Source organism: Ramlibacter sp. Leaf400 (assembly GCF_001424545.1).
Taxonomy (GTDB): Bacteria; Pseudomonadota; Gammaproteobacteria; order Burkholderiales; family Burkholderiaceae_C; genus Ramlibacter.
Window position 1 is genome coordinate 368,724 of record NZ_LMQL01000009.1, and the last position, 11,875, is coordinate 380,598.

The window sequence follows — 11,875 nt, forward strand, 5'->3', positions numbered from 1 at the left end:
CTCAGTCGGCGTAAGCGCCGGCGGCACGGATGACCGGACCCAGCCGGTCGGTCTCGGTCTTGAGCCAGGTCTTCAGGCCGTCGGGCGACTGCTTGGCCTCGGGCACGATCTCCGCGCCCAGGTCCTTCATGCGCTGCTGGAACGCGGGGTCCTTCAGGGCGGCGCGGACCGCGGCGTTCACCTTCTGCACCACCGCGGGCGGCGTGCCCTTGGGCGCGTAGATGCCGTGCCAGACCACCATCTGGAAGCCCTTCAGGCCCTGCTCGGCCAGGGTGGGGACCTCGGGCATGGCGGCGATCCGCTGCGTCGTCGTCACGCCGTAGAGCTTCACCGACCCTGCCTTGATGTGCGACGTGGTGCTGGTCGTCTGGTCGCACAGCAGGTCCACCTGCCCGCCGAGCAGCGCGTTCAGCGCCGGGCCCGTGCCCTGGTACGGCACGGTCTGCAACTCCAGGCCGACGGCCTGTCGGAACAGCAGGCTGCACAGGTGCGAGACCGCGCCCAGGCCGGCGTGCGCCACGTTGACCTTGGCCGTGTTCGCCTTCAGGTAGGCGATCAGTTCCTGCAGGTTGGCGGCCGGCAGGTCCTTGCGGCCGATCAGCGTCATCGGCACGTCGATGACCTGGCTGACGAACTCGAAGTCGTTCAGCGGCGTGTACTGCAGCTTGCGGTAGAGCGCCGGCGCGGTGGCCATGCCGTTGTGGTGGATCAGCAGCGTGTAGCCGTCCGGCGCGGCCCGCGCCACGTGCGCGGCCGCCACCGTGCCGCCGGCCCCCAGCTTGTTCTCCACGACCACGGGCTGGCCCAGGCTGGCCGTCATCGCCTGCCCGAGCGCACGCGTCACCACGTCGGTGGGCCCGCCCGCGGCGAACGGGACCACCATGGTGATCGGCTTCCTCGGGAAGGCGTCCTGCGCGGACACGCCCAGGGCGAGCAGCGCGGCGCCGGAGAAGGCAAAGAGGCGTTTCATGGGGAGTCTCCTTCTTGGGGTCAGATCACTTGCTTGTCGCGCAGCTCGCGGATGTCGTCGCTGCGAAAGCCAAGTTCGGCGAGGATGGCGTCGGTGTGCTGCCCCAGGCCCGGCACCGCGTCCATGCGGACCTCCTGCGGCGTGCGCGCGCCCGGCGGCAGCAGGGCGGGCACGGCACCGGCGGGCGTGTCCACCTCGGTCCAGCGCGAGCGCGCCTGCAGCTGCCCGTGGTTCCACACGTCGTGCATGTCGTTGATGCGGGCGTTGGCGATCTGCGCCTCTTCCACGCGCTGCGCCACCTCCTCGGCCGTGAGCGCGGCGAAGGCGTCGACGATCAGGCTGCGCAGCACCTGCCGGTTGGCCACGCGCCTGGTGTTGGAGGAGAAGCGCTCATCCTTGGCCAGTTCCGGCTGCAGCAGCACGCGATCGCAGAACACCACCCATTCGCGCTCGTTCTGCAGCCCCAGCATGACGGACTTGCCGTCGCCCGCCGGGAACGGGCCGTAGGGGTAGATGGTCGCGTGCGCCGCGCCCGCGCGCACCGGCGGCTTGGCGCCGTCGAAGGCGTAATAGAGCGGGAAGCTCATCCACTCCACCATGCTCTCGAGCATGGAGATGTCGATGCGCTTGCCGCGCCCGGTGCGGCCCCGCTCCAGCAGCGCCGCCAGGATGTTGGAGTAGGCGTACATGCCGGCGGCGATGTCCGCGATCGAGCAGCCCGCCTTGGCCGGCTCCTCCGGCGAGCCGGTGACGGAGAGGAAGCCCGACTCGCTCTGGATCAGCAGGTCGTAGGCCTTCTTGTCGCGGAAAGGCCCGGGCGCCTGCGGGTCGTCGCCGTAGCCCGAGATGTCGCAGACGATCAGGCGCGGGTGGCGCGCCGAGAGCGCCTCGTACGAGAGCCCCAGGCGCGACGCCGCGCCCGGGGCCAGGTTCTGCACCAGCACGTCGGCACGCGCGACCAGCTCGTCCAGGATGCGCTCGGCCTGCGGCTTCTTCACGTCCAGCGTGATGCTCTCCTTGGAGCGGTTGGTCCAGACGAAGTGCGAGGCGAGGCCGCGCACGCGCTCGTCGTAGGCCCGGGCGAAGTCGCCGCTGCCGGGCCGCTCCACCTTGATCACCCGCGCGCCCAGGTCGGCCAGCTGGCGGGTGCAGAACGGCGCGGCGATGGCGTGCTCGAGCGTGACGACGGTGATGCCGGAAAGGGGCAGGTTGCTCACGATGTGCTCCTGGATGCGGAGGTCAGCCCAGCCGGGCGGTCGCCTGCATGGCCAGCTGCCCCTGCGGACCGCGTGCCCACAGGCGCGCCTCGTTCCCGTCCAGCCGGCCGCAGACGGTGAAGGGCGCGATGTCGAACAGCGGGCTGACGGCCTTGAATTCGAAGGCGGCCACCTGGCGGGAGGGATGGGCCTGCTGCAGCTCCTCCAGCAGGAGCGTGGCGATCAGGGGGCCATGCACGATCAGGCCCGGGTAGCCCTCCTCCTGCGTGACGTACGAGCGGTCGTAGTGGATGCGGTGGCCGTTGAACGTCAGGGCCGAGTAGCGGAACAGCAGCACCGGATCGGGCACGACCTCCCGCGAGAACTGCTCGTCCGCCGGCGCGGCCTTGGCCGCAGCGGCCGGCGCGTCGGCAGGAGGCAGGTCCCGGTAGACGATGTCGTGCTCCTCGACGATGGCGGCGCCCTCTTCGTCCGAGATCTCGTGGCGCACCTTGACGAAGACCAGCGAGCCGGTGCGGCCCTCCTTGGCCTCGATGCCGTCGATGCGGGACACGCGGCGGACCTTCGCGCCCGGCAGCAGGGGCTTGAGGAACTGCAGGCGCCCGCCGGCCCACATGCGCCGCGGCAGGCTCACCGGCGGCAGGAAGCCGCCGCGACGGGGATGGCCGTCGGGCCCGATGTTGGACTGCCGCTCGCCGGGCAGGAAGTACAGCCAGTGCCACAGCGGCCGCAGCGGCGCGTCCTCCACCGACTCGGGACTGCGGTCCAGGGTGGCCGCCATCAGCCGCAGGGGCGCGGGCGTGATCGCGTCGGTGGCCTCGACCGTGTGGCCGAGCCACCTGTTCCATTCAGAAGTTTCCACGTCGCTGTCCTCCGATACGAAGCCTCAGACACCCTTGTTGCCCGGATTCCGGTAGGCCTCGCGCACCGGGTCGGTCATCGGAAAGGACAGCGTGACATTCTTCGGCGGAACGGGGACGGGTGAACCACTTGTTGTAGATCTCCCCGACCTCGCCCGACTTCATCAGGTCGGCGAGCGTGTTGTCCACCACCGCCTTGAACTCGGGATCGTTCTTGCGGTACATGAAGCCGTAAGGCTCCTCGCGCAGGCGCTCGCGCAGGATCGTGTACTCGCCCGGGTTGGTCGAGTTCGCGATCCGCGCCGCCAGTTGCACGTCGTCGAGGATCAGCGCCGCGGCCCGGCCCGTCGACAGCAGCAGGAACGAGTCCGCCACGTCCTTGCCGTGCACCTCGGCGATGTCGCTCTTCTCCGAGCGGCGGTACGCGCGCAGCAGCTGGATGGACGTGCTGCCCGCCACCGTCGCCACGGTCTTGCCCTCCAGGTCGGCGAAGGTCTGCACGCCCGAGCCTTTCTTCACCGCGGCACCGATCCCCGCCACGAAATGGGTGGGCGCGAACTCGACCTGCTGCTGCCGCGCGACCGTGTTCGTCGTCGTGCTGCACTCCAGGTCCACGGTGCCGTTCTGCACCAGGGGGATGCGGTTGGTGGGCGTGACGAAGTGGTACTGCACCTTGAGCGCGGGCATGCCGAGCTTGGCCTTCACGGCGTCGACCACCTTCAGGCAAAGGTCCGCCGAGAAGCCCACGGGGTCTGCACCGCCCGCCAGGTACGAGAACGGGAACGACGCCTCGCGGCCGCCGAGGTTGATGACGCCGCTCTGCCTGATCTTGGCGAGCGTGTCGCTGGCCTGGGCCATGGAGGCCGCGGCGGCCAGGGTGCATGCCAGGGCGGCGGCGGTCTTCACGAACTTGTTCACGTAATTCCTCTCGGGGGATTGGTTCAGCGCAGCACGAAGGGGTTGCCTGAGACGGCGCCACTGTTGATCCAGACGCTCTTGACCTGCAGGAACTCGCGGATGGCATCGATGCCGTTCTCCCGGCCCAGGCCGGAATCCTTGTAGCCGCCGAAAGGGGCCATGAAGCTCACCGCGCGGTAGGTGTTGACCCAGACCGTGCCGGCCTGCAGCTTCTCGGACATGCGCAACGCGCGCCCGATGTCGCGGGTCCACACGGCGGCGGCGAGGCCGAACCGCACGTCGTTGGCGATCTGCACGGCTTCGGCTTCGTCCTTGAAACGGATGATGGACAGCACGGGGCCGAACACCTCCTCCTGCGCGATGCGCATGCTGTTCTTCACGTCGCCGAAGATGGTCGGCTCCACGAACCAGCCCTTGCCGCACTCGGGCCGGTCGGCGGCGCGGCCACCCAGCAGCACCTTGGCGCCCTCCTGCGTGGCGACCTGCAGGTACTCCAGCACCTTTCGGTACTGCGGCTGCGTGGTGACGGGGCCGACCTGGGTGTCGGCGTCCATCGGGTCACCCATCCTGGCCGTGCGCGCGACGTCCAGCAGCTTGCCGACCACCTGGTCGTGCACGCTGTCCTGCACCAGCAGGCGCGACCCGGCGATGCAGGTCTGGCCGGTGGCGGCAAAGATGCCGGAGATCGCACCGAAGACGGCCTGCTCCAGGTCGGCGTCTTCGAACACGATGTTGGGCGACTTGCCGCCCAGCTCCATCGCGGTGTGCTTCAGCTGGCGGGCGGCCTGTTCGTTGATGCGCCGGCCGGTGGTGTCCGATCCGGTGAAGCTGATCTTGCGCACCAGCGGGTGGTCCACCAGCGGCGAGCCGACCTCGTCGCCCAGGCCGGTCACCACGTTGAACACCCCGGGCGGAAAGCCCGCCTCGTCGAACAGGCGGGCGAATTCCAGCGTGGACGCCGACGTGAATTCCGAAGGCTTGATGACGACGGTGCAGCCCGCGGCCAGCGCGGGCGCGATCTTCCAGGTGGCCAGAAGCAGCGGCGAGTTCCAGGGCGTGATGGCGGCCACCACGCCCAGCGGCTCGTGGCGCGTGAAGCTGAAGTAGCCCTTCTTGTCCAGCGGCAGCACGGCGCCTTGCACCTTGTCGGCCAGGCCGCCGTAGTAGTAGTACCACTGCGGGATGTAGTTGAGCTGGCCCAGCATCTCGGCGAGCAGCTTGCCGTTGTCGCGCACCTCGGTTTCCGCCAGCTTGCGGGCATCGCGCGCGACCAGGTCGCCCAGGCGATGCAGCAGCTGCCCGCGCTGCGTGGCCGTCATCTCCGACCACGGGCCCTGCGTCAGGGCCTGGTGCGCGGCCTGCACCGCGCGGTCGACATCGCGCGCGTCGCCGCGCGGGATCTCGGCCCAGGTCTCGCCGGTGAAAGGGTTCTGGGTCTCGAGCCATCGGCCGCCCGCGGGCTCGACCTCCCGCCCGCCGATGTGGAGCTGGTAGCGCTGCATGGGCGGCTTCTCTAGAACGATCGCGGCAGCCCGAGCAGGTGCTCGGCGACGTAGCTGAGGATCAGGTTGGTGGAGATCGGCGCCACCTGGTACAGGCGGGTCTCGCGGAACTTGCGCTCCACGTCGTATTCGTTGGCGAAGCCGAAGCCGCCGTGGAACTGGATGCAGGCGTTGGCCGCCTCCCAGCTGGCCTTGGCCGCCAGGTACTTGGCCATGTTGGCCTGGGCGCCGCAGGGCTGGCGGGCGTCGAACAGCTCGCAGGCCCTGAAGCGCATCAGGTTGGCCGCTTCGACCTCGATGTAGCTCTCGGCGATGGGGAACTGCACGCCCTGGTTCTGGCCGATCGGACGGCCGAACACCACGCGGTCCTTCACGTACTTGGTCACGCGGTCGATGAACCAGTAGCCGTCGCCGATGCACTCGGCGGCGATCAGCGTGCGCTCGGCGTTCAGGCCGTCCAGGATGTACTTGAAGCCCTGGCCTTCCTGGCCGATCAGGTTCTCCTGCGGGATCTCCAGGTTCTCGAAGAAGAGCTCGTTGGTCTCGTGGTTGACCATGTTGGGGATCGGCCGCACGGTCATCCCGGTCTTCTCCGCCTGGCGCAGGTCCACCATGAAGATGGACATGCCCTCGGTCTTCTTCTTCACGTCCGACAGCGGCGTGGTGCGGGCGAGCAGGATCATCCACTCGCTGTGCTGCACGCGCGAGATCCAGACCTTCTGGCCGTTGATGACGTAGCGGTCGCCCTTCTTGACGGCCGTGGTCTTGATCTTGGTGGTGTCGGTGCCGGTGGTGGGCTCGGTGACGCCCATGGACTGCAGGCGCCACTCGCCGCTGGCGATCTTGGGCAGGTACAAATCCTTCTGCGCCTTGGAGCCGTGGCGCAGCAGCGTTCCCATGTTGTACATCTGGCCGTGGCAGGCGCCGGAGTTGCCGCCGCTGCGGTTGATCTCCTCCATGATCACCGAGGCCTCGGCCAGGCCCAGGCCCGAGCCGCCGTACTCGGCGGGGATCAGCGCGGCCAGCCAGCCGGCCTTGGTGAGCGCATCGACGAAGGCCTCGGGGTAGGCCTTCTCCTCGTCGACCTTGCGATGGTATTCGTCCGGGAACTCGGCGCACAGCGCGCGCACGGCATCCCGGATCTCCTGGTACTGGTCTGGGGCGTGGATCATGGACAGCTCCCGTCAAAGCGGCGCGAGGCCGAGGTGGGCACGGAAGCGATTCTTCACGAAGCTGCCGTCCCGTGGCGGCAGCGCGCGCGGTGGCTCGGCCGCGGAGATCAGCACATGCGCCAGCGCCGGGCCCTGCCGCGCATCGATGCGCGCGGCCACCTCGGCCGCCTGCTCCAGCTTCTCGATGCGCAGCGCATCCTCGATGCCGACGGCCCTGGCCACCGCGACCAGGTCGGTCCCCAGGCTGGTGTGGCTGCGCTGCATGCCGGTCTCGCCGAAGTGCCCGTTGTCCAGCACCACGATGGTCAGGTTCGGCGGCCGCTTGGCGCCGATGGTGGCCAGGCTGCCGATGCCCATCAGCTGCTCGCCGTCGCCGGTGATCACGACCACCGACCGGGTCGGCTGCGCCAGCGCCAGGCCCAGGCCCAGCGAAGCGGCGCCGCCCATCGCGCCCCAGAGGTAGAAATTGCTGTCGCGGTCACCCGCCGCGAACACGTCGTAGGACGGGGAACCCAGCCCCGTGACCACCAGCGCGCCGGGCGTGGCCTTCAGCAGCCTGGCCACGAATTCGCGGCGCTCCAGCCCGTGGGCCTTGTTCGTCGTAGCCATCAGTTGCGCTCCCACTTCTTGCGGCCGATCAGGCTCTGGGACAACAGGACGGCCACCTGCTCTCCGCCGAGGAATGCCGCGTCCACGGCGGCGCTGACGATCTCTTCGGCTTCTTCCGGCTGCCTCACGCGCAGCACGGTGATGCCCATGAGTTCGAGCGCCTGCTGGGTGGTCTTGCCCATCGGTCCCTGCCAGGGGTTGAACTCGGCGTACTCGCCGCGCATCGTGACGACGGTGAGGAAGGGGAAGTTGCAGCTGCGCAGCAGGGAGAACATGTTCACGCAGTTGCCCACGCCGCTGCTCTGCATCAGCAGCACGGCCCGCTGGCCGCCGAGCCAGGCGCCGCTGACCAGCGCCACGCCCTCTTCCTCGGTCGTGAGGACCACGTCCTGGATGTCCGGGTCCTCCTGCGAGGCGCGGATCGCGTAGGAATGGCCGGCATCCGGCACGTAGGCGACCTGGCGGACGCCGCCCGCCTTCAGGGCCTGGAAGACCGCCTCCTGCCACACGGGCACGGGCGCACTGGTTTCGCTCATGGTGAAGTCCTTGGGTACTGCGTGGGTGCCATCTTAGGATTTGATGGCACGCTCTTTCCAATAGAATTCCGTGATCCAACCATCAGATTCGCGCATCGCGCCCGCACCATGGACCTGAAGCAGCTGCGCGCCCTCGTCACCGTGGCGGAAACCGGCAACGTCACCCGCGCCGCGGCCCTGCTGAACATCGTCCAGCCGGCCGTCTCCCGGCAGTTGCGCCTGCTGGAGGAGGACATCGGCGCCGAACTGTTCGATCGCGGCCGCCATGGCATGGAGCTCACCGAGGCCGGTCGCAGCATGGTCGAGTACGCCCGGCGCATCCTGGACGAGGTGGCCCGGGCCAAGGCCGAGATCCGGCCGAGCCAGGGGCCCATCGGCGGCATCGTCACCGTGGGCCTGCTGGCCAGCACCGCGGACCTGCTGTCCAGCGCGCTGGTCGCCGCCGTCGCGGAGAAGTACCCCGGCATCCGGCTGCGCATCTCGGTGGGCTATGCCGGGCACCTGCTGGACTGGCTGGAGAAAGGCGAGGTGGATGTCGCGCTGCTCTACGACCAGAAGCAGACGCCGGCGCTGCAGGTCAAGACCCTGCTGGAAGAGGCGCTCTGGGTCGTGGCGCCGACCTCGGCCAGGCTGCGCCGCAGCAAGCCGGTGGAACTGGCCCATGTGGTCAAGCAGCCCTTCGTGCTCCCCAGCGCGCCCCACGGCCTGCGCGCGCTGATGGAACAGGCGGCCACGCTGATGGGGCTGGAGTTCAGCGTGCTGGTGGAGACCAACGCGCTGAGCGTGCAGAAGAACCTGGTCATCGATGGCCACGGGTGGACCATCCTGCCGGCCGTGGCCGTGGCCGACGACATCGCGCGCGGCACGCTCAGCGGAGCACCGCTGGCCGAGCCGGCGCTGCTGCGCAAGATCGTGCTGGCCGCATCCACCACCCGCCAGGCCACGCCGCCCGTGCGCTGCGTCGTCGCCGTCCTGCTCGAGTGCATGAAGGCCGCCGTGCGCCAGAACAAGTGGGCCGGCGCCAGGTGGCTGGCCGAGTAGCCGCCCGGGCAGCCGCTACTGCGTGTTGAGGCCCCCGATGGACTTGATCACCGGGCCCCACTTGTCCAGCTCGGCCTTCACCTGGGCCGCCAGCGCTTCCGGCGGCGTTCCGGCGGGGTTGGCGCTGAGGTCCTTCAGCTTCTCCCGCACGTCCGGCTCGTTCACCGCGCGCTGGAATTCCTGGCTGAGCTGGTCGACCACACTGCGTGGCAGCCCCGCGGGGCCGAACACGGCGTTCCAGGTGTAGGTCTCGTAGCCCGCCAGGCCGGACTCGGCCATCGTGGGCAGGTCCGGGAACGACGGCGAGCGGGTGGCGGTCGTGACGGCCAGTGCCCGCACCGTTCCCGCGCGCACGTGGCCGGCCGCGCCCGTGAGCACGTCGAACATCATCGGGATGTGCCCGGCGATGAGGTCGTTGATCGCGGGCGCGCCGCCCTTGTACGGCACGTGCACGACGTTCACGCCGGCCATCGCCTTGAACAGTTCGCCCGACAGGTGGGGCGGCGTGCCGATGCCCGACGAGCCGTAGCTGAGCTTGCCCGGCTGCGCCTTGAGCATCGCCACCAGCTCCTGAACGTTCTTGACCTTCAGGCTGGGCGTCACCAGCAGCACGTTGGGCACCGTGGCCAGCAGCGAGACGGGCGTGAAGTCCCGCACCGGGTCGTAGGGCGCGGGCGGCGTGGCCAGCGGATTGATGGCGTGGGTGGCCACCGTGCCCATGAGCAGGAGGGAGCCGTCCTTGGCGCCCCGCGCGACGCGGGACGCACCGAGCGCACCACCGCCGCCCGCCACGTTCTCGACGGTGATCGGGCGGCCGATGCGTTCGGAGACCTTCTTGCTCACCAGCCGGCTCACCACGTCGGTCGCGCCGCCCGCGGCGAAAGGCACGATCAGGGTGATGGGGCCCTTGGGCAGCTCGGCCTGGGCGAAGGCTCCGAAGGAAGGGAACAGTCCGGCGGCGGCGGCCGCTCTCGCGGCGAAGGCACGGCGGGACATCTTGGGCTGGCTCATCCGATCGTCTCCTAATGGCTTTGAGGAATACTAGTTTGTGATCCTTCTCGACCACAAATAACAATTTGCGATGGCTCCCATGACGGGGGCGCATGGCCGCGACCACCGGCCCCGCCGGGACCGCACCTGGAAGGGCTTCACAATCCGACCGTGGATGAAACGTCGAGCCCCCGCCGGACCGAACCCTACTGGCTCTATCTCCTGGAATGCGAGGGCGGCGTCTACTACGCCGGCATCGCGATCGACGTCGCGCACCGGTTCTTCCAGCACGCCTGCGGCATGGGCGCCAAGTTCACGCGCGCACGGCCGCCGATCCGGGTGCTGGCAGCCCTCGAATACCCGACCAAGGGCGACGCGCTGCGGGCCGAACTGCGGCTCAAGGCGCTGCCGCGCTCGCGCAAGCTGGCCTTCTTCGAGGCGGCCGACCATGGCTGAAGAACCCAAGCGCCTGTCCAAGGTGGTCGCGGCCCTGGTGCCCTGCTCGCGGCGCGAGGCGGAGCAGTACATCGCCGAGGGCTGGGTGCGGGTGGACGGCCAGGTGGTGGTGGAGCCGCAGTTCCGGGTGACGGAACAGAAGGTCGAGATCGACCGCCAGGCCCACCTGCAGCCGGCCACGCCGGCCACTTTCCTGATGCACAAGCCGGCGGGGATGGGCACCGCCGAGGCGCACGCCCTGCTGGGCGCCGCGACGCACTGGGCCGGCGACGCCTGCGGCATCCGGCGGGTCAAAAGCCACGGCGTCGGGCTCGTACCGCTGCTGGCGCTGCCGGCCGCGGCCGAGGGGCTGGCCGTCTTCAGCCAGGACGGGCGGATCGTGCGCAAGCTGCGCGAGGACGCCCATCTGGTCGAACAGGAACTGCTGGCGGAAGTGACCGGCACCCTGGTCCCCAACGGCCTGGCGCGGCTGTGTGAAGGCCTGGTGCTCGAGGGCCGGCCGCTGCCGCCGGCGCGCGTGAGCTGGCAGAGCGAGGCCCGCCTGCGCTTCGCGGTCAAGGGCATCACGCCGGAGATCGTGCCCTGGATGTGCGCGCAGGTCGGCCTGAAGCTCACCGCGCTCAAGCGCATGCGCATCGGCCGGGTGCCCATGGCGGGCCTGCCACCCGGCCAGTGGCGCTACCTGCCTCCGGGCGAGCGCTTCTAGACCCGGGGCCGGTCGACTACGCGCCGCGCAGGTGGAGCAGGTCGACCAGGTCCCGGAAGGCCACCGGCTTGACCAGGTGCAGGTCGATGCCGCAAAGGGCGGAACGGGCCTTGTCCGCGCGCATCCCGAAGCCGGTGATGGCCACGATGAGCGCGTCCCGTGTGAGCGGGTCGGCCCGCATCCTCTCGGCGGCGGCGTAGCCGTCGATCACGGGCAGGCCGAGATCGAGCAGGACGACCTGGGGCTGGAACTCCCGCGCCACGGCGACAGCCGCCGCCCCGTCCCGAGCCACGCGGACCTCGCAGCCCTGCAGCGTGACGATCTCCACCATCGTGGACAGGCAGTCTTCGTGGTCCTCGACCACCAGGACGCGCCGGGCGGACGAGCGCGGGGACGATTCCCCAGGCGCGGACCCGGAAGGGGAGCGGGCGCCGGGGTGTGACAGCAAATGGAATCGTTCTAATTACAGTAACGATTGAATCCTAATGGCCTGCCGGCTGCTGTCAAGCAGGTTGCGCGAGCCGAGGCGCTGCGGATCAGCTCTTCGTTGCTTTCACCATCAGTTTGGAGAGCTGGGCGAAGTGCGCGATGGCCTCCTGGGTCAGCTCGATCTGCTTGCGCCGGCTGTCGTCGGTGTCGGCCAGGTGGATCCAGCCCTTGGTGCGCATCGACTTGAGGCGGGAGTGGATGGTGGCCGGCGCCCCGAACTCGGCCTTGGCGATCATGTCGCGCACCGACAGGCGCTCCTCCTCCTGCCCGGCCCGGGCGATCCAGACCAGGATGCGCTCTTCCAGCGGATCCAGGGGGGGCAGGGACGGCAGGCCCCGGATGGCTTCTGACAGCTGCAGGAACCTCAGGTAGACGCCAGCACCCCGCGACGACTTGGTCAATCGGCCTC

At 69.5% G+C, this 11,875-nt stretch carries 13 protein-coding genes and 1 pseudogene; 3 read left to right on the top strand and 11 right to left on the bottom strand.

All coding sequences use genetic code 11. The features are described from left to right. Position 1 precedes the first annotated feature (1 nt). The 8 genes and pseudogenes from ASG30_RS10010 to ASG30_RS10045 form a co-directional block, all read right to left on the bottom strand. Positions 2-970 carry a tripartite tricarboxylate transporter substrate-binding protein gene (locus tag ASG30_RS10010; RefSeq protein ID WP_055895464.1) on the bottom strand — a complete coding sequence of 323 codons (969 nt, stop codon included), beginning with the start codon at positions 968-970 and terminating at the stop codon, positions 2-4. 20 nt (positions 971-990) lie between these two features. After that, a complete protein-coding gene (locus ASG30_RS10015; protein ID WP_055895467.1) occupies positions 991-2,187 on the bottom strand; it encodes a CaiB/BaiF CoA transferase family protein in 1,197 nt (398 codons plus the stop codon). A 22-nt stretch (positions 2,188-2,209) separates the two neighbouring features. Continuing rightward, positions 2,210-3,049, bottom strand: coding sequence for an FAS1-like dehydratase domain-containing protein (locus tag ASG30_RS10020; RefSeq protein WP_055895469.1), 840 nt, complete (start codon positions 3,047-3,049; stop codon positions 2,210-2,212). Between the two features lie 24 nt (positions 3,050-3,073). After that, positions 3,074-3,905 (bottom strand): annotated as a pseudogene (locus ASG30_RS10025) (amino acid ABC transporter substrate-binding protein). A gap of 83 nt (positions 3,906-3,988) precedes the next feature. Further along, the gene (locus ASG30_RS10030; protein WP_055895470.1) at positions 3,989-5,467 is read right to left on the bottom strand and encodes an aldehyde dehydrogenase; all 1,479 of its coding nucleotides are present in this window, start codon (positions 5,465-5,467) and stop codon (positions 3,989-3,991) included. A gap of 11 nt (positions 5,468-5,478) precedes the next feature. Continuing rightward, complete coding sequence (locus ASG30_RS10035) at positions 5,479-6,639, bottom strand: acyl-CoA dehydrogenase family protein (protein ID WP_055895472.1); 1,161 nt, start codon at positions 6,637-6,639, stop codon at positions 5,479-5,481. Between the two features lie 12 nt (positions 6,640-6,651). Further along, positions 6,652-7,248 (bottom strand): thiamine pyrophosphate-dependent enzyme, encoded by a 597-nt coding sequence (locus ASG30_RS10040; RefSeq protein WP_055895474.1) that lies wholly within the window; start codon positions 7,246-7,248, stop codon positions 6,652-6,654. Further along, positions 7,248-7,784, bottom strand: coding sequence for a thiamine pyrophosphate-binding protein (locus ASG30_RS10045; protein ID WP_055895476.1), 537 nt, complete (start codon positions 7,782-7,784; stop codon positions 7,248-7,250). The genes ASG30_RS10040 and ASG30_RS10045 overlap by 1 nt, the downstream gene beginning before the upstream one ends. Before the next feature lie 108 nt (positions 7,785-7,892). On the opposite strand from ASG30_RS10045, the gene ASG30_RS10050 reads away from it, so the two are divergent. Next, on the top strand, positions 7,893-8,825 hold the full coding sequence (locus ASG30_RS10050) for a LysR family transcriptional regulator (protein WP_055895478.1): 933 nt from the start codon (positions 7,893-7,895) through the stop codon (positions 8,823-8,825). Positions 8,826-8,840: 15 nt separating this feature from the next. On the opposite strand, the gene ASG30_RS10055 is transcribed toward ASG30_RS10050, so the two are convergent. Next, complete coding sequence (locus tag ASG30_RS10055) at positions 8,841-9,836, bottom strand: Bug family tripartite tricarboxylate transporter substrate binding protein (RefSeq protein WP_055895482.1); 996 nt, start codon at positions 9,834-9,836, stop codon at positions 8,841-8,843. Between the two features lie 150 nt (positions 9,837-9,986). On the opposite strand from ASG30_RS10055, the gene ASG30_RS10060 reads away from it, so the two are divergent. Both ASG30_RS10060 and ASG30_RS10065 read left to right on the top strand, forming a co-directional pair. After that, entirely contained in the window at positions 9,987-10,271 is a 285-nt protein-coding gene (locus tag ASG30_RS10060) for a GIY-YIG nuclease family protein (RefSeq protein ID WP_055895484.1), read from the top strand. Further along, positions 10,264-10,977 carry an RNA pseudouridine synthase gene (locus ASG30_RS10065; protein ID WP_055895486.1) on the top strand — a complete coding sequence of 238 codons (714 nt, stop codon included), beginning with the start codon at positions 10,264-10,266 and terminating at the stop codon, positions 10,975-10,977. Before ASG30_RS10060 ends, ASG30_RS10065 begins: the two co-directional genes overlap by 8 nt. Positions 10,978-10,993: 16 nt before the next feature. Here ASG30_RS10065 and ASG30_RS10070 read toward each other — a convergent pair whose 3' ends face one another. Then, a complete protein-coding gene (locus ASG30_RS10070) occupies positions 10,994-11,341 on the bottom strand; it encodes a response regulator (RefSeq protein WP_055895488.1) in 348 nt (115 codons plus the stop codon). Between the two features lie 172 nt (positions 11,342-11,513). Beyond that, entirely contained in the window at positions 11,514-11,867 is a 354-nt protein-coding gene (locus tag ASG30_RS10075) for a hypothetical protein (protein ID WP_055895489.1), read from the bottom strand. Positions 11,868-11,875: the final 8 nt, after the last annotated feature.